We start from the raw sequence: 18,967 nt of genomic DNA, 5'->3' as shown, positions 1-18,967 counted from the left end.
AACACGATAAAAATGATATCTTTTCTCTTATTTATCGATTTTATCGATAAAGCCAATTTTTACCTGAGTTTTTTTATACGAAACAATTGATTTCGATTTGATCCAATACTCAATTATTGTCTTTATGATTTGTTTGAACTCAGCATAATCATAAGGTTTCACAAAATAACTTTGCGTAGGTATCGAGTACGGATCTATTACGTATGTCTGATTAAAAGATGTTGTGAAAAACAGATAAGGGCAATGAAATAACTCACCTACATTATCAAGTTTTGCTTCTACCACCTTATCATTCATAATATTCAATAAAACAATGTCAGAAAAGATAAGAAACGGCTTTAATTTATTTCGCAGCATATAATGATAAGCAATTTCCGGATCATTAAAATAGATTACCTGATTTGGGTAATTCAATTCAGAAAAAACCTCTATAAATAACTTCCGGTCTTCCTGTTTATTTTCTACAATTACTATGGGGCCTTTTTTATTCATAAGCCATAATTTAAATCTTAAAATTACATGAGTGTTGATAATTAAATTTACAACACAAATATTTTAAATTTCAGACAAAAAAACTTACGAAATATACACCATGAATTATATAATTTTCATTCCGGTATTCCTCTTAGATATTTGAGAAATCCAAATCCCTTTTTTAATATCTTTTTATTATTTAAAAGGAAAACTATACAAAATGATAATTATATAACTACTGCTGTAAATTCTATAAATAAAATTTGGACCTTAAAATTAACTTTGAGTTTTTCGCCTGTCGGATCACAGTATACTTAAATTATAATTACTTTTAAATTATTTTATATGACAACACAGAACAAAGAAAACTATGGTCGGGATGTTCGTAGTTTTCATCATCCGGAAGATGACATGAAGGCTCCTTCAGATATAAATAATTATCCGGATTCGGAAAACAAAAGTTATGTGGATCAATACGAGAAGGACAATAATGAAGAAGAGATTGTTAATCAGGATGATGACATAATTAATAATGAAGATGACGATGAATTAAACAATTATTTTAGCAGCCTGCAAAAAAATGATGACCTGAAAAATAATCCCGATGCTAATTTTTATGCAGATGAATGGGACAGCCAGGCAGATGCAAAGGACATTGACGATGATCCTGAAGAAGATTCTTACGAAAATGACCGTTATGTAAATAAGATTGCCACAGATAATCAAAAAAAGGATCTGCTGGATCTGGAATACGACATTGATCAGGATCTTGAAGAAAAGGACCCTGTAAACAATCCGAGAAATTTTAAATATTAAATTATAAATAATAGGCTGTCTCAAAAAGACAGCCTATTATTTTTTTTATCAGATTAAAGCAATTACTTTAGTATGGTATGTATATATTAAATGTGGCTCCTTTCATAGGTTCGCCTGTAGCATTTATAAAGCCATCATGGTTTTCAATTATTTTTTTGACAATTGCAAGCCCAATTCCGGTTCCCTCATACAAATCCCGACCATGCAATTTCTGAAAAACTCCAAATATTTTTTCACTATGTTCCGGTTCAAATCCTATTCCATTATCTTCAAAACTAATATGGCAATATTTTACATTGGGTAATAACTGGATGTCTTTTAAAACTGAACTATCAACAAAACGACTTTTAATAGTAATTTCCAATGGAACTTCTGATTGTGAAAACTTAATTGCATTATGAATCAGATTTTCCATTAATTGAACAAACTGAAACGGAATTATCTTGACATTATCATGAAAATCGGTAATTATAAGAGCATTCTTTTCTGTTAAATTTTCATATAAAGCTGCTTTTACATCAGCAATAATGGCATTCAAATCTACTGTTTCAAACCTTCTGTCATCAAGAGTCGCGCGTGAAAAAGTAAGAAGACTGTTTATCAGTTCGCGCATTCTGTTTGTAGCGTACAGAATCCTGTTAAATTTCGCTTTACCATCTTCTGATAAATTTGGATATTCGTTGGATAAGATAAGATTAGCAAAAGTTTGAATTTTTCGGAGTGGTTCCTGAAGATCATGACTTGATATGTACGTAAAGGCATCAAGTTCCATATTTTTCTTTTTGAGTTCTTCAGCATGTTTTGTTATAGCTTCGTTTTGTAAAGCAAGCTGGGCGTTGGTCTTTAAAATAATCGCATTCAGAGCATGTGTTTCTTCTTCTTTCTTTTTTAATTCCTGATTTTTTCGGAACAATTCGGTAAAAACCATAACTTTCGCCTGCAAAATTTCAGGCGAAAGCGGTTTAATCATATAATCTACAGCACCGGACTGATAGCCTTTGAATATATACTCGTTTGTATTCATATTGGCTGTCAGAAAAATAATAGGAACATGTTTGAGTTTATCGCTTTGGCGAATTAATTCTGCTGTTTCAAAACCATCCATCAACGGCATTTGCACATCCATAAGTATAATGGCAAAATCCTGATTTTTCAACAGAATCCGCAAGGCATCTTTCCCGGATGTTGCTTCAACAAACTGATATCCCCGATCAGAGAGAATGACTTGTAAAGAAAGCAGGTTTTCTTTCTTATCATCCACTATTAAGATTTTAATTGCGCTGTCTCCCATTTTATTTTGCATTGAATCTAAAATTTATTTAAGCCATACACGCATCAATGAAGACAGTTGTTCTACATTTACCGGTTTGGTTATATAATCTGATGCACCGGATTCTATGCAGCGCTGTCTGTCTCCTTTCATAGCTTTTGCTGTTACTGCAATAATAGTAAGATCTTTATGTTTCGAATCTTTACGAATGCGTTTCATGGTTTCATAACCATCCATTTCCGGCATCATAATATCCATCAGGACAATATCAATTCCTTTATTTTCATTGAGAATATCGATGGCTTCCTGACCGCTTTCTGCACTGATAACATCCAATCCGTAACGTTCTAAAGCTGTAGTCAGAGCAAAAAGGTTACGCACATCATCATCAACAAGTAATACTTTTTTGCCCGGCAGCACATCTTCTTTCAAATAAAAGGACTCTATGGTTGCTTTCATGGCTTCAGGCAGTTCTTTATGCACACGATGCATAAACAAAGCTGTCTGATCTACTAATTCATCCAGTGATGAGGCACTTTTTGTAATGATGCTATGAGCAAATCTGTTTAGTTTTATCTTTTGTTTCTTAGTTACATCACCTGCCGAATGTATAATAATAGCTGTTTCCTGTCCGGCAATATTATTCTCCAGATCGGTAATTATATCGAGTCCGTCTGCATCGGGTAAGACTAAATCTAAAATAATACAATCAAATGATTTTTCCTTTAAAAGCGCAACAGCTTCTTTAGCTGTTTTGGCACTAAAAATGGTAATATCATTTCCGGCGACAGCATTCAATATCCTGTCTAATTCTGTTTGATTATCATCGACTACTAATAAGTTTTTTACTCTTTTATTCTTAAAATCATGGATATCATTAAAAAGATAATTTAGGGAATCATTCTTGACCGGTTTAAGGAAAAAGTTTCTGGCACCACGCTTAAGCCCTTTATTTCTCTCATCCTCACCCGAGATAATATAAACAGGAATATGACGCAGATTAAAATCTGTTTTTAACCTGTCCAAAATTTTCCACCCGCTCGTATCCGGCATATTAAGATCCATTGTAATGGCATGAGGGCGAAACTGATTAATAAAATCTATAACATCACTCCCTTTAGTCGTAACAATAGCTTTAATACCATGAATGTGTGCCTGTTCGAGCATAATTTTGGCAAAGATCAGATTGTCTTCTGCAATCAGCAGCACTTTATCATCAGGTTTAATATCAGTTCTGTCATCACCTACTTCATCTACGAAAAACAAATCAATATCAGAACGGTTAAATTTTTCTGAAGGTAGTGATTTAATACGCCCTTTTGAATCATTTTCTTCATTTACATCGATATTTTCTACCTCAGCAACGTGAACATATTTCAGCGGTAGAAATAATGTAAATTTACTTCCCACGTTCGTTTCACTTTCAAGCTCGATACTTCCTCCTAATAAATCTGAAAGTCCGCGGCTTATCGATAATCCTAATCCTGTACCACCATATTTACGGCTTGTTGAACCTTCTGCTTGCTGGAAAGCTTCAAAAATGATGTTTTGTTTTTCCTTCGAGATACCAATACCGGTATCTGAAATTTCAAATGCTACAACATCTTCTGCATTTTCAAGACTTAGATTATTGGTTTTCCAGTTGTTATTGGCTTTGTAAATTTTAAGTTTTACTTCTCCTTTTTCGGTAAATTTGAAAGAGTTTGAAAGCAGGTTTTTCAAAATCTGATTTAACCTTTGCGAATCCGTTTCCATCAGTTCCGGAAGCTCTTCATCCATAATAATATTAAAACGAAGATGTTTGGCTTCTGAAATTGGGTTGAAAGTAGAAGCAACAAATCGGCTAATGTCTTCAAAACTAATTGGGTTGTAATCAACAGAAATATACCCCGATTCAATTTTAGAAAGATCCAGAATATCATTAATTAATTGAATAAGGTCATCACCGCAGGCATTTATGGTTTTTGCAAATTGAATTTGCTTTTCGGATAAATTACCGTCGCGATTTGCAATTAACTCATTTGCCAAAATCTGTAAACTGTTCAGCGGTGTTCTTAACTCATGCGACATATTCGCTAAAAATTCCGACTTATATTTGGATGTCAAAGTAAGCTGATCGGCTTTTTCTTCCAACGCTTTTCTCGCCACTTCGACTTCTTGGTTTTTAAGCTCCACTTCCTCTTTTTGATTCGCTAATAAGAATGCTTTTTCTTCCAGTTCCTCATTTGTATTTTTCAGTACTTCCTGCTGACTTTTAAGCTCGCTTGCCAATGATTGTGATTGTACCAATAATTCTTCGGTTCTTGAATTCGATTCGATCGTATTCAATACAATACCAATACTTTCTGTTAATCCTTCAAGGAAATCCAAATGCGTTTCGCTAAAAGTATCCAGCGATGCGAGTTCGATTACGGCTTTTAATTGTCCTTCAAATAATACCGGTAAAATAATAACGTCTTTAGGTTTTGCATCTCCAAGTCCGGAGTTTATTTTGATGTAATCTTTAGGCACATTACTCAGAATAATTCTTTCTTTTTCGACCGCAACCTGACCAATCAATCCTTCGCCCATTGCATATTGCGTTGGCGAATTTTTTCTTTTGATGTAAGCATAAGAAGCAATCAGATTCAGTTTAGAATCCATGAATTCTTCGTCTTCCTGAAGAATATAAAATAATCCGTGTTGTGCTGTTACTACAGTCGCCAGCTCAGAAAGGATTTTTTTGGTAACCGAGTTCAGTTCTTTTTGTCCCTGAAGCATTTGGGTAAATTTAGCCAAATTCGATTTTAGCCAGTCTTGTTCCTGATTACGCAGTGTGGTCGCTTTTAGGTTCGAAATCATCTGGTTGATCGTATCTTTTAAGGCCTCAACTTCACCTTTGGCTTCAACACCAATGGTTCGCGTTAAATCTCCCTGCGTTACCGCCGATGCCACCTCAGAAATCGCACGTACCTGCGTTGTTAAATTTGCGGCAAGCTGATTTACGTTTTCTGTTAAGTTTTTCCACGTTCCTGATGCTCCCGGTACATTGGCCTGACCTCCCAGTTTTCCTTCGGCTCCAACCTCACGGGCCACCGTAGTTACCTGATCTGAGAAGGTTGCCAAAGTATCAATCATTTCGTTGATCGTGTCTGTAAGTTGTGCCACCTCGCCTTTTGCATCGATCGATAATTTTTGTTTTAAGTTTCCTTTGGCCACAGAGGTTACAACCTTCGCAATTCCACGTACCTGAGACGTTAAATTAGAAGCCATCAGGTTAACTGAATCCGTTAAATCTTTCCACGTTCCCGCAACCCCTTTTACTTCAGATTGTCCTCCTAGTTTTCCTTCGGTTCCCACCTCACGAGCCACACGGGTTACCTCAGATGAAAACGAGTTCAGCTGCTCTACCATCGTATTGAAGGTGTTTTTTAAATCCAGAATTTCTCCTTTTACGTCTACGGTAATTTGTTTCGAAAGGTCGCCATTTGCTACCGCTTTGGTTACATCGGCAATATTACGCACCTGACCTGTTAAGTTGGAGGCCATCTGGTTCACAGAATCTGTTAAATCTTTCCAGGTTCCGGCAACTCCAGGCACAAATGCTTGTCCTCCCAGTTTTCCTTCTGTACCTACCTCACGTGAAACCCTTGTTACCTCCGAAGCAAAACTTCGAAGCTGATCCACCATCGTATTTACAGTTTCTTTCAATTGAAGAATTTCTCCACGAACGTCTGCTGTAATTTTTTTCGACATATCCCCATTCGCTACCGCAATAGTTACCTCAGCAATATTACGTACCTGAGTGGTCAAGTTACCCGCCATCTGATTCACGGAATCCGTTAAATCTTTCCAGGTTCCGGCAACTCCCGGTACATTTGCCTGTCCGCCAAGTTTTCCTTCGGTACCTACCTCACGCGCAACACGAGTTACCTCTGATGCAAACTCACGAAGCTGATCCACCATTGTATTCAGGGTTTCTTTTAACTGAAGAATTTCTCCACGAACGTCAACGGTAATTTTTCGGGACATGTCTCCATTCGCTACGGCAATCGCCACATCGGCAATATTACGTACCTGAGCGGTTAAGTTACCCGCCATCTGGTTAACGGAATCTGTTAAATCTTTCCACGTTCCGGCAACTCCCGGTACATTCGCCTGTCCTCCCAGTTTTCCTTCTGTTCCTACCTCACGCGATACCCTGGTTACTTCAGATGCAAATCCTCGCAGCTGATCCACCATCGTGTTAATCGTATTTTTAAGTTCAAGGATTTCTCCTTTTACGTCTACAGTAATTTGTAATGATAAATCTCCTTTTGCTACTGCGGTGGTTACTTCGGCAATGTTACGTACCTGACCGGTTAAGTTGGATGCCATCTGGTTTACCGAATCGGTTAAATCTTTCCATGTTCCACCAACACCTTCTACCTGAGCCTGACCTCCCAGCTTTCCTTCGGTACCTACCTCACGTGCCACACGAGTTACCTCGGATGCAAATGAGTTTAGCTGCCCCACCATGGTGTTAATCGTATTTTTAAGCTCCAGAATTTCCCCTTTTGTATCTACGGTAATTTGTCGCGATAAATCTCCTTTTGCTACGGCCGTTGTTACTTCGGCAATATTACGTACCTGACCTGTTAAGTTGGATGCCATTTGGTTCACCGAATCGGTTAAGTCTTTCCAGGTTCCGCCGACACCTTTTACTTTTGCCTGACCTCCCAGTTTTCCTTCCGTTCCTACCTCAAGTGCCACACGCGTAACTTCAGATGAAAACGAGTTCAGCTGATCCACCATGGTATTAATGGTTTTTTTCAGCTCCAGAATTTCCCCTTCGGCAACGGCTGTAATTTTTTTAGATAAATCTCCGTTTGCTACGGCTGTTGTTACCTCGGCAATGTTACGTACCTGACCCGTTAAGTTCGATGCCATCTGGTTCACGGAATCGGTTAAATCTTTCCAGGTTCCACCAACCCCTTTTACCTTAGCCTGACCGCCCAGTTTTCCTTCTGAACCTACCTCACGTGCCACACGAGTTACCTCGGCACCAAAGGAGTTCAGCTGATCCACCATGGTATTGATCGTATTTTTAAGTTCCAGAATTTCTCCTGCAACGTTTACAGTAATTTTTTTAGATAAATCCCCTTTTGCCACGGCTGTTGTTACCTCGGCAATATTACGCACCTGACCTGTTAAGTTGGATGCCATTTGATTTACCGAATCGGTCAAATCTTTCCAAACTCCACCAACACCTCGCACTCGCGCCTGCCCTCCCAGTTTTCCTTCAGAACCTACCTCTACCGCCACACGGGTTACCTCAGAAGAAAAGGAGTTCAGCTGATCCACCATCGTGTTGATCGTATTTTTAAGTTCGAGGATTTCCCCTTTTACGTCAACTGTAATTTTTTTAGAAAGATCACCTTTTGCTACCGCTGTGGTTACATCGGCAATATTACGCACCTGACCGGTTAAGTTGGATGCCATTTGGTTCACAGAATCTGTTAAGTCTTTCCAGGTTCCTCCGACACCTTTTACCTGTGCCTGACCACCCAGTTTTCCTTCGGTTCCTACCTCTCTCGCCACACGGGTTACCTCAGAAGAAAAGGAGTTCAGCTGATCCACCATCGTGTTAATGGTGTTTTTAAGTTCGAGGATTTCTCCTTTTACGTCAACGGTAATTTTTTTAGATAAATCTCCTTTTGCCACCGCCGTGGTTACGTCGGCAATATTACGTACCTGGCCTGTTAAGTTGGATGCCATTTTATTTACCGAGTCGGTCAAATCTTTCCAAACTCCACCTACACCGCGCACTTTTGCCTGACCTCCCAGTTTTCCTTCTGTACCCACCTCACGTGCCACACGGGTTACCTCCATTGAGAATAAGTTCAGCTGTTTTACCATTCCGTTTACCTCTTTTGCAATCCTGAGGAACTCTCCCTGAAGTGGGTTTCCTTCGATAGAAAGCGGCATTTCCTGAGATAAATTTCCTTTTGCAACGGATGTAATTACGTGTGCAATTTCAATCGTTGGATGTACCAGATCTGAAATCAAAGTATTAACCGAATCCACACAGGAACTCCACGAACCTCTCGCACCATCAAGAGCTACACGATTGGTTAGTTTTCCTTGTTTACCAATACTTTTGCCTACCTTTTGAAATTCAAAAACCATGCGTTCGTTAAGGTCGATGATTTCGTTTAAAGTTTCACAAATGGATCTTTTAGTTCCGTTTTGATCGGTTGGAAAGCGCTGAGTGAAATTACCATTTTTAACCTTAAGCAAAATTTTCAAAAACTCTGCATCTGTCAAAATAGACTCCTCTAAATCGGCTTTTTTTGTTTTAGTTTTTAATGGCTTTTCACCAGAAAGAACCGGAAGTACTAATACATTTTCAGGGCTTTCTGTATTATTTTTTATTTTTTTCATGTTTTCAATTCTTTAAAAAGAATGATTTAAAAAATGCTGATAATCGAATTAAGGTAATTAGTTTTTAATGAGGTATTTATCATCAAAAACCAATATTATATATGCTCATCAAGTAATATTTTCCTTAAATGAAATTGTACAAAAGCATCCATAGAATCCGGTCTTTTTGAATTATCGGTATAATTTAAGGGTTTAATAATATAGCCTGATATACCCAATTGTTCTGCTTCAAACCTGTCGTCTCCTTCGGAAGAAGTTGTCATTATAAAAACTTTTAAATTTTTAAGTTTTGTATCTTCTCTTATAATTTTCAAAAATTCTATTCCGTTCATTCTGGGCATATTAATATCCAAAAGAATAACATCCGGAATCAGCCCTAAATCGGTATCTCTAAGAATTCTTAATGCTTCAATACCATTATAAGCTGTATGCAGTACATATTCACTCTCTATTTTTTTCAAAGACCGCTCTACACTTATAATGTCGAGTTCATCATCTTCTATTAATAAAATTGTTGGTTTTTTCATGTATGTGGTACTATGTTGTTTTTAGGAATCATTAACTTCTATTTTTTAGTGAAATCATTTGAACTTCGTTTTCTCATAATGCTTAAAAGTTTTAAGACCGTGATCATTTCATGATATTAACTATTTCTCCAGGTAAAGATAAATTCAGAACCTTCTCCCAATGTTGATTTAACTATGATATTTTCTTGCTGATCGTCAATTATTTTTTTTACAATTGCCAAACCTACTCCGGTACTTTCCTGCTCATTTTGTTCGCGAAGTGTCTGAAATATTTCGAATATCTTTTGATGGTATTCTACCGCAATTCCAATCCCGTTATCTTTAACTGAAAATTCATAAAAGTTAGGGAAAATTTTGCATTTAATCTGAATTATTCCTTTTTTATCCTTTGGCGTATATTTTATAGCATTACTTATCAAATTAGCAAAAACCTGTTCCAGTTTAATTCGTTGTGTAAACAAATCCGGCAGATCACCAATTTCAAGTGTAAAAGCCCTTGGAACAATAGAATCTGCAATTTCCTGAACCAAAGCATTAGTATTTATCTTTTCCGATGGAGTATTCAAATTTAATCTGGCATAATCAAGTAAGCCGTTAATGAGCGCTTCCATACGGCGGGTTCTTTGCGGAATTATGGATAAATATCTTTTAAGTTCAGGTGAAAGCTCACCTCCATAATCTTCTTCAATCCAGGTAATAACATTATGAATTCCCCTGATGGGTGCTTTTAAATCATGAGAAACTACATAAGCAAATTTATTTAACTCAGCATTTCTGTTTTTTAGTTCACGGATATTTTTATCTAATTTTTCAGACATCATATTGAGTGAAACAACTAATGCTGATAGTTCATCGTTACGGGTATCTTTAACACTGGTGAAATTACCTTTTGAAATATTTTTAGCAAGACTTACCATCGAATTGATTCTTTTAGTGGTAACGACTATGATAAATGCTGTACTAACTATTCCTACTACAACTGTCAATGTGAGGAAAATAAGAGAAAATGTACGGGCATTTTTTAAAGAAATGAGTAATCTGTCTGTATGATGTTTCCTCATTTTATATTCTATTTTATCAAATCTTGAAAATTTATAGGCAATTGCATCGTTAATTTTTTTACCTACCTGTTTTTTTAAGGAATTTTCAAAAAGGTTTTTATAAGAACCAGGCACTTTTTCGCGTGAATATATTATTTGAGCTGAATATTCCAGCCAATTGTTATGCATGTTCCGGATTGAATCTAATATTATACGCTGTTTGTTATGAGTGCCAATCCGAAGCTGTTGCTCTTTTATTAATTCCGGTACATTTTTCAGTCCTTTAAAATACGAGTTCAGAAAAGCCTTGTCATCTGTAAGTAAATAACCTCTAAAAGCGCTCTGCATTTCAATAATTGCTTTGTGGGTTTTATTCGAATTTCGTATTATCTCTTCGGATCTGGCAAGAAATAGTGAATTCAGTTGTACTTTTTTGGATAACAAATAATTCGTGTAAGAATCTGCAACGGATAATAAAATTATCAGCGTAAACGCTAAAAGTATTTGATTGGATAATTTCATTATTAAAGTTTAAGCATCCTTTATCAATATGAATTTATAATTTAATAAAAATACTAAAAAACATATAGTTAAGCGCATGTTTTAATTGATATAATACTCCTAAAAATAGAAAGAGTACTATTTTGATTTAAAAAAATATCTTAATTCGTTATTCTTTACTTTTATAGTATATAAATATTTATGCAGACATTTAGTATCTAAATAACTTTCAAAAAATTAACCGCTATGCAAAAATTAACCAAAGAAGATATCGCTCAGGAGGTATTTGATTTATATGATGACTATGCTCACAATAAAATTGAACGAAGGCAGTTTATCGAAAAACTATCCATTTTTGCCGTAGGGGCAATTACGCTTCCCTCTCTTTTAAGTTTTATAACCCCTAATTATGTTGATAGCATTTTAATTCCGATTAACGATCCGAGATTAAAAACCCAATACATCAACTATGATTCCCCAAAAGGGGGAGGAAGCATTAAAGGTCAATTGTCACAGTCTTTGGAAATCCCAAAAAAATTACCCGGAATCATTGTCGTACATGAAAACAGAGGATTAAACCCTTATATAGAAGATGTTGGAAGAAGAGCTGCTATAGAAGGCTTTATTACATTAGCTCCCGATGCATTAACACCATTAGGCGGATATCCCGGCAATGATGATGCCGGACGAGAACTTCAAAAAAAACGAACACGTGAAGAAATGCTTGAAGATTTCATTGCTGCTTATGAATACCTTAAATCACATAAAGACTGCAACGGTTATGTGGGAGTGGTCGGGTTTTGTTTTGGCGGATGGGTTTCGAATATGATGGCGGTAAAAATACCTTCTTTATCAGCTGCAGTTCCCTATTACGGCGGACAGCCCACTAAAGAGGAAGCCGAAAAAATAAAGACACCGCTTCTTTTGCATTACGCAGGACTGGATACCCGTGTCAACGAAGGCTGGACTGCTTTTGAAGAAATTCTTAATAAAAATAAAGTTGAGCACACAGCCTATTTTTATCAGGGAGTGAACCACGGTTTTCATAACAATACAACACCAAGATATGATGAAGCAGCAGCAACTTTATCATGGAAAAGAACTATTGACTTTTTTAAAGAAAAACTGGTAAAAAAATAATCAAAACCATAAATTTATTTTCATAAAACAATAGAAACAAAATAGTTAAAAGAAACAGCTTTAACTGTAAGGGAATAAATACTCTATTTTTATAACAATTTTCAAAAAAAGAGTTAATTTAGTGCGACAGCTTTGCCAATGTTTTTAAAACATGTCAAAGCTGTTATTTTCTGGTATAATGCCATAAAAAGAGTTTAAACTTTTACAGCAAAATAATAAATTAATAATACGCAAAATGAGATTAGAAGATTTTGATAATGATGAGGACAAAGTAATTCAGGATCGTTTAAAACAAAAAACGTGGAATGAAATCAGAACCAATGACAGTTGGGCAATTTTTAAAATCATGGCCGAATTTGTTAACGGATACGAAAGTATGGGACGTATTGGACCATGTGTGTCCATTTTTGGATCGGCAAGAACAAAACCGGAAGACAAATATTATTTACTGGCCGAAAAAATTGCTTATAAAATTAGTAAAGCCGGTTATGGCGTTATCACAGGCGGTGGACCCGGAATTATGGAAGCAGGAAATAAAGGGGCACATTTAGGCGGAGGAACATCTGTAGGTTTAAATATCGAACTGCCTTTTGAACAGCATTTCAATCCTTACATTGATCATGACAAAAACCTGAATTTTGATTACTTTTTTGTTCGAAAAGTAATGTTTGTAAAATATTCACAGGGATTTGTAGTGATGCCCGGTGGATTTGGAACTCTTGACGAAATGTTTGAAGCCATTACCCTGATCCAGACAAAAAAAATTGGTAAGTTTCCAATCATATTAGTCGGGGTTGAATTTTGGTCAGGATTAATCGACTGGGTAAAAACGGTTCTGGTTGAAAAAATGCATACCGTTAGCCCTGATGATTTGAACTTATTCAAGATCGTAGACACAGAAGATGAAGTAGTTGATGTTCTTGATAAATTCTATAAGAAATACGACTTAAGTCCAAATTTCTAATTTTTTTTACAACCATATAGATGATCTAAGAAAATATAAGTTCCTGCTTTTTCAACGCAATTTATCACTTATATGATGAAATTTTCATAACTTTTGTGAAAAATGAGAGCTGTTTTTAAAACAGCTTTTTTTACACTATTTTTACAATAAAACCAAAACTGCCATAAGCCCGTAACTTAAGTTATATATCTAAATTTTAAGCCAGCATTGAAACCATCTTTTAAAATCATTCTTTTCGTTATTGTTTTGATGTCTTCACTAAAACAATTCGCTCAGCATCAGTCTAAGATGGAGGTGGCGGTGAATCCTGAACTTAAAACACTGCACGTAAAACAGGATATTACCTATTACAATACTTCGGGCGATTCTTTGGATTCTATTGTTTTAAATGACTGGAATAATGCTTTCTCTGATAAAAATACTCCGCTGGCTCTACGTTTTTCTGATGAATTTTATAAAGGCTTTCATTTGGCAAAACCTGAAGAACGTGGAAACACAACCGTACTTGAACTCACAGATGCCCAATTTATGGCTTTAGAATGGCAAAGAACCAGTGAAAATCCGGATTTTATTGTAATCAAACTGAAAAACAAATTACCTCCTAACAGTAAAATTGATTTACATCTTACTTATATTTCTAAAATTCCAAGCGATAAATTTACTCGTTACGGCTATACCCAAAACGGCGGAATGAATCTAAGACACTGGTTTTTGAGCCCTGCCCGTTTTGAAAATCATAATTTTATAAAATATCATAACTATAACCTTGATGATATTGCAAACGCTGCAACTGATTACGAATTAGCAATTAAAGTTCCAAATCTGTACACTATTACCACAGATCTGGATTCAGTTTCAAAGGATTCGTCTTCCCCTTCGTTCAGCACTTATCTTTTTTCAGGAAACAGCAGAACCGATTTTAATTTATTTATTGAAAAACAAAATACTTTTAATAGTTTTAGCAATGGTGAACTGGAAGTTCTTTCAAATTTAAAAAACAAAAAACTCGACGAGATACAAAAAGCAGTAATCATCAACAGGGTAATCAGTTTTGCCAATAATTTTATTGGAAAATATCCACATAAAAAAATCACAGTTTCACAGGCAGATTATGACCGAAATCCTTTTTACGGGTTAAATCAGCTGCCCTCCTTTATAAGTCCTTTTTCGGATGAATTTATATTTGAAATTACCTTTTTAAAAACCTTTTTAAACAATTATCTTCAGTACAGTCTTCTTCTGGATCCGCGAAAAGACAACTGGATTTATGACGGAATCCAGATTTATACGATGATGAAATTCATGGAAGAAAACCACATGGATCAAAAGATGCTGGGCAGGCTATCTGAAATGAAACTCTTTAAAAGCTACAATATTACCAATTTAACTTTTAATGAGCAATACAGTTACTACTACATGCTGATGGCTCGAAAAAACCTGGATCAGCCATTGGGAGATCCAAAAAATACACTCATTAAATTCAATGAGCAGATTGCCAGTAAGTACCGTTCCGGTTTAAGCCTCAGTTATCTCGATAATTATTTAAATCATAATATAGTGCCCGAAAGTGTTAAGGAGTTCTATAATCTAAACAATACACAACAGGCAAACCGATATGATTTTGAAAAAATACTGACCAAAAACAGCTCAAAAAAAATTGACTGGTTTTTTGAAACTATCATCGGTTCACGTGAAATTATCGACTATAAATTTACCGGTGTATCCAGAACCCAGGACAGTATCCGGTTTTCTGTAAAAAACAAAACAGACGTTTTTGTTCCGATTCCGGTTTACGGTCTCAAAAAAAACAAAATAGTATTTAAACAATGGATTGAGCCAAAAAACAATGATTCCATTTATATTTTCGAAAGAAAAAATGCAGATAAAATTGTTTTGAATTACGACAATGAAGTTCCGGAATACAATCAGCGGGACAACTGGAAATCATTGAAAAGTATAGTGCTTACAAATCGTCCAATCAAATTTAATTTTGCCAAAGATTTAGAAGACCCATACTACAATCAGATATTATATGTCCCAACAGTTGGTTATAACTATTATGACGGATTTGCGCCCGGAATCCGTTTTCATAACAAAACTATATTAGACAAGCCGTTTACATTTGATATCAATCCTGCTTATTCACTCAAGACCGGAACCCTCTCAGGATCATCTGCTTTTTCATTAAATCATTATTATCGTGACAGTAAACTTTACAATATCAGGTATTCTATAAGTCAAAATTATTTTCATTATGCTCCGGATGCGACCTATTTCAGGCTGAATCCTATGGTACAGTTTCGAATTCGGGAAGAAGATTTCAGAGACAACAGAAAACAATTTATTATCGCCAGACAGGTAATTGTAAATAGACAGGCGAGTGCCTATGTTACAGACAATTCAAGTCCTAATTATTCTGTTTTTAATCTTCGGTACATGAATACTAAAACCGAATTGATTAATCATTTTAACTTTATGACAGATGCACAGTTTTCAGGAGATTTTGGAAAACTGGGCGGAGAAATTGAATACAGAAGGCTTTTTGAAAACAACCGCAAATTAAATTTGAGGTTATTTGTCGGAAGCTTTTTATACAACACTACAAATTCAGATTATTTCAGTTTTGGTCTGGATCGTCCAACGGATTATTTATTCGATTATAATTTTTACGGAAGATCTGAAAGTACAGGCTTTTTTAGTCAGCAATATATAATTGCCGAAGGCGGGTTTAAATCTATGATTGAACCCAGATACGCTAATCAATGGATGACAACACTAAATGCAAGTTATTCTATATGGAACTGGATAGAAACCTATGGCGATGTGGGTTTCATGAAAAGCAAACACCAAAATGAACATTTTGTGTATGATAGCGGTATCCGTTTGAATCTCGTACCAGACTATTTTGAAGTTTATTTTCCGGTCTATTCTAATAATGGCTGGGAAATTTCACAAAATAATTACAACGAAAAAATAAGATTTGTCATCACATTATCTCCTAAAACATTAATTAATCTTTTTACCCGAAAATGGTTTTAATTAATAATTTTTAAACAAAAACATAAATTATTATCAAACTTCAATAGTTTTAGGTAATAATAAATCAAAAAAAATACGTAGTTTTCTGAATTTAAGTATAAATAATTAAATTATATTTATTTTAATCAATTATGATTATTGGTAGATTTTGAGTAATTTCGCTGCCTAAACATGACCATTCCAGATTATGATTACAGAAAAAAGCAATACTACATTAACCTTCGAGGATTTTAAAACTGAAGTATTAAATGACTATAAAATTGCAGTTACCAGTCGGGAATGCAGTCTTTTAGGGCGTAAAGAAGTATTGACAGGAAAAGCCAAATTTGGAATATTTGGTGACGGTAAAGAGGTGCCGCAGCTTGCCATGGCAAAAGCTTTTAAAAACGGCGATTTTCGTTCAGGATACTACCGCGATCAGACTTTTATGATGGCCATTGGTGAATTTACTCCTAAACAATTTTTTGCAGGATTATATGGCCATACCGATATAGACTTTGACCCAATGTCAGCAGGAAGACAGATGGGCGGGCACTTTGTAACACACAGTTTAAACGAAGACGGCTCCTGGAAAGACTTAACCAAACAAAAAAATTCAAGCGCAGATATATCTCCTACAGCTGCACAAATGCCAAGATTATTGGGATTAGCGCAGGCTTCAAAAATTTACAGAGAAGTTGACGGAATCAAAATCAAAGATAAATTTTCTGTAAACGGAAATGAGGTTGCCTGGGGAACTATCGGAAATGCAAGTACCTCTGAAGGTTTGTTTTTTGAAACAATAAATGCTGCCGGAGTTTTACAAGTTCCGATGATAATGAGTGTTTGGGATGACGAATACGGAATTTCTGTACACGCTAAACATCAGACAACTAAAGAAAACATCTCTGAAATCCTAAAAGGATATCAGCGAGATGAAGATTCAGAAGGATATGAAATTTTAAGGGTAAGAGGATGGGATTATGCCGAACTGGTTTCTACTTATGAAAGAGCCGGTGCCATTGCACGCGAACAGCATATTCCGGTTTTAATTCACGTGAATGAACTGACACAACCACAAGGCCACTCCACTTCGGGCTCACATGAACGCTATAAAAATGGAGAAAGGTTAGGTTGGGAAAAAAATTACGACTGTATTCGCCAGATGCGATTATGGATGATTGCCATTAATATTGCATCTCCTGAAGAATTAGAAGAGATGGAATCTGAAATTAAAAAAGAAGTTCATGAAGCTAAAAAAGAAGCGTGGAACCAATTTATTAATCCAATTATTGAAGATCAAAAAAATCTTCTGGCTTTATTAGAACAAATTTCAGCTGCCAGCATTAACCATAAAGATAAAATTCAAAAATACATTTCTGAATTAAAAGCAATCAAAGCTCCTTTAAAAAAAGAAATGCTTGTCATTGCACGAAAAATATTGCGATTCATTGAAATTCCGGACAGTAAAGTATTATTATCAAACTGGATTACCAATTATATTGCAATTACACAGCCAAAATTCAGCAGCAATTTATATTCTGAATCCCAACAAAACGTATTTTCTGTTCAAAAGATACTTCCGGAATATCCTGAAAACGCCAAACCGGATTTAGACGGACGAATGATTATTCGTGATAATTTCGACGCCTTATTCACCAAATACCCTGAATTATTAATTTTTGGTGAAGATGTTGGAAATATTGGCGATGTAAACCAGGGCTTAGAAGGAATGCAGGAGAAATATGGAGAACTTCGTGTTGCCGATGTAGGGATTCGTGAAGCGACTATAATTGGTCAGGGAATTGGTATGGCCTTAAGGGGTTTACGACCAATTGCTGAAATTCAGTATCTGGATTATTTATTGTACGCTATTCAAATCATGAGTGATGATTTGGCAACGCTGCAATACAGAACTGTTGGAAAACAAAAAGCACCTTTGATTATCAGAACCCGAGGACACCGCCTGGAAGGTATCTGGCACTCCGGCTCTCCAATGGGAATGATTATAAACGCTATTCGCGGCATCCACGTTTTGGTTCCAAGAAACATGACTCAGGCTGCAGGTTTTTATAACACTCTTTTAGAATGTGACGAACCAGCTTTAGTGATCGAATGTTTAAATGGCTACCGTTTAAAAGAAAAAACACCTTTAAATTTTGGTGAATTCAAAACGCCAATCGGGGTTATTGAAACTCTAAAAGAAGGTTCAGATATTACACTTGTTTCATATGGATCAACATTAAGATTAGTAGAACAAGCTGCCAGAGAGTTACTAGAATTAGGAATTGACTGTGAAGTTATTGACATTCAGTCATTAATACCTTTTGACGTCAACAAGGATATTGTAAAAAGTATCGCCAAAACAAATCGTCTTTTAGTAATTGACGAAGACGTTCCGGGTGGAGCTTCAGCCTTTATTTTACAGCAAATTCTGGAAGAACAGGATGCTTACAAATATCTTGACAGCAAACCGCAGACTCTTGCTGCAAAAGCACACAGACCTGCGTATGGAACTGATGGTGACTATTTTTCGAAACCTTCTGCCGAAGATATTTTTGAGAAAGTTTATGAGATGATGAATGAGGTTAATCCTTCTAAATTTCCAAACTTATACTAAGATTTAGAATATTTCAGATATAAAAAAGCTCCAAAATTTTGAAGCTTTTTTTGTTGTTATGCAAGTTTGTCATTTCGACGAAGGAGAAATCTCCGTAAGTAGCTCGTCAAAGATTGAGGATTTAGATTGTATAGTTACTTGAGAAGATTTCTCCTTCGTCGAAATGACAAGATTGTACTAATAATAGGATTTGAT

Annotated in this window: 10 protein-coding genes; 5 read left to right on the top strand and 5 right to left on the bottom strand. The window is 35.7% G+C overall.

What is annotated here, in order from left to right; genetic code table 11:
• Nucleotides 1–27 precede the first annotated feature (27 nt).
• Entirely contained in the window at nt 28–492 is a 465-nt protein-coding gene (locus JE46_RS00170; protein ID WP_051872755.1) for a response regulator, read from the bottom strand.
• A 327-nt stretch (nt 493–819) separates the two neighbouring features.
• Here JE46_RS00170 and JE46_RS00165 point away from each other — a divergent pair, with 327 nt between their 5' ends.
• On the top strand, nt 820–1,290 hold the full coding sequence (locus tag JE46_RS00165) for a hypothetical protein (RefSeq protein ID WP_031453223.1): 471 nt from the start codon (nt 820–822) through the stop codon (nt 1,288–1,290).
• Nucleotides 1,291–1,357: 67 nt separating this feature from the next.
• Here JE46_RS00165 and JE46_RS00160 read toward each other — a convergent pair whose 3' ends face one another.
• From JE46_RS00160 to JE46_RS00145, 4 genes are all read right to left on the bottom strand, one after another.
• Nucleotides 1,358–2,593 carry a sensor histidine kinase gene (locus JE46_RS00160; RefSeq protein ID WP_051872754.1) on the bottom strand — a complete coding sequence of 412 codons (1,236 nt, stop codon included), beginning with the start codon at nt 2,591–2,593 and terminating at the stop codon, nt 1,358–1,360.
• A 12-nt stretch (nt 2,594–2,605) separates the two neighbouring features.
• Nucleotides 2,606–8,962 (bottom strand): HAMP domain-containing protein, encoded by a 6,357-nt coding sequence (locus JE46_RS00155; RefSeq protein WP_083480823.1) that lies wholly within the window; start codon nt 8,960–8,962, stop codon nt 2,606–2,608.
• 95 nt (nt 8,963–9,057) lie between these two features.
• Nucleotides 9,058–9,489 (bottom strand): response regulator, encoded by a 432-nt coding sequence (locus JE46_RS00150; protein WP_031453220.1) that lies wholly within the window; start codon nt 9,487–9,489, stop codon nt 9,058–9,060.
• Nucleotides 9,490–9,605: 116 nt separating this feature from the next.
• Nucleotides 9,606–11,051 carry an ATP-binding protein gene (locus JE46_RS00145; RefSeq protein WP_035136349.1) on the bottom strand — a complete coding sequence of 482 codons (1,446 nt, stop codon included), beginning with the start codon at nt 11,049–11,051 and terminating at the stop codon, nt 9,606–9,608.
• A gap of 225 nt (nt 11,052–11,276) precedes the next feature.
• On the opposite strand from JE46_RS00145, the gene JE46_RS00140 reads away from it, so the two are divergent.
• From JE46_RS00140 to JE46_RS00125, 4 genes are all read left to right on the top strand, one after another.
• Nucleotides 11,277–12,170, top strand: coding sequence for a dienelactone hydrolase family protein (locus JE46_RS00140; protein WP_031453218.1), 894 nt, complete (start codon nt 11,277–11,279; stop codon nt 12,168–12,170).
• A 235-nt stretch (nt 12,171–12,405) separates the two neighbouring features.
• Entirely contained in the window at nt 12,406–13,134 is a 729-nt protein-coding gene (locus JE46_RS00135; RefSeq protein ID WP_031453217.1) for an LOG family protein, read from the top strand.
• Nucleotides 13,135–13,422: 288 nt separating this feature from the next.
• Nucleotides 13,423–16,173, top strand: a complete 2,751-nt coding sequence (locus JE46_RS00130) for a gluzincin family metallopeptidase (protein ID WP_031453216.1) — start codon at nt 13,423–13,425, stop codon at nt 16,171–16,173.
• 187 nt (nt 16,174–16,360) lie between these two features.
• Nucleotides 16,361–18,772, top strand: coding sequence for an alpha-ketoacid dehydrogenase subunit alpha/beta (locus JE46_RS00125; protein WP_031453215.1), 2,412 nt, complete (start codon nt 16,361–16,363; stop codon nt 18,770–18,772).
• Nucleotides 18,773–18,967: the final 195 nt, after the last annotated feature.

It is taken from the genome of Flavobacterium chungangense LMG 26729 (assembly GCF_000735715.2).
Taxonomy (GTDB): domain Bacteria; phylum Bacteroidota; class Bacteroidia; order Flavobacteriales; family Flavobacteriaceae; genus Flavobacterium; species Flavobacterium chungangense.
Note: the sequence above shows the minus strand (reverse complement) of the source record. Positions and strands in the feature narration are given on the sequence as shown.

What these genes read in the sequence shown, in the direction of transcription:
- JE46_RS00165 (WP_031453223.1), top strand. Translation starts at nt 820, where the DNA reads ATGACAACACAGAACAAAGAAAACTATGGTCGGGATGTTCGTAGTTTT.
- JE46_RS00125 (WP_031453215.1), top strand. Translation starts at nt 16,361, where the DNA reads ATGATTACAGAAAAAAGCAATACTACATTAACCTTCGAGGATTTTAAA.
- JE46_RS00145 (WP_035136349.1), bottom strand. Translation starts at nt 11,051, where the DNA reads ATGAAATTATCCAATCAAATACTTTTAGCGTTTACGCTGATAATTTTA.
- JE46_RS00150 (WP_031453220.1), bottom strand. Translation starts at nt 9,489, where the DNA reads ATGAAAAAACCAACAATTTTATTAATAGAAGATGATGAACTCGACATT.
- JE46_RS00160 (WP_051872754.1), bottom strand. Translation starts at nt 2,593, where the DNA reads ATGCAAAATAAAATGGGAGACAGCGCAATTAAAATCTTAATAGTGGAT.
- JE46_RS00135 (WP_031453217.1), top strand. Translation starts at nt 12,406, where the DNA reads ATGAGATTAGAAGATTTTGATAATGATGAGGACAAAGTAATTCAGGAT.
- JE46_RS00170 (WP_051872755.1), bottom strand. Translation starts at nt 492, where the DNA reads ATGAATAAAAAAGGCCCCATAGTAATTGTAGAAAATAAACAGGAAGAC.
- JE46_RS00130 (WP_031453216.1), top strand. Translation starts at nt 13,423, where the DNA reads ATGGAGGTGGCGGTGAATCCTGAACTTAAAACACTGCACGTAAAACAG.
- JE46_RS00155 (WP_083480823.1), bottom strand. Translation starts at nt 8,962, where the DNA reads ATGAAAAAAATAAAAAATAATACAGAAAGCCCTGAAAATGTATTAGTA.
- JE46_RS00140 (WP_031453218.1), top strand. Translation starts at nt 11,277, where the DNA reads ATGCAAAAATTAACCAAAGAAGATATCGCTCAGGAGGTATTTGATTTA.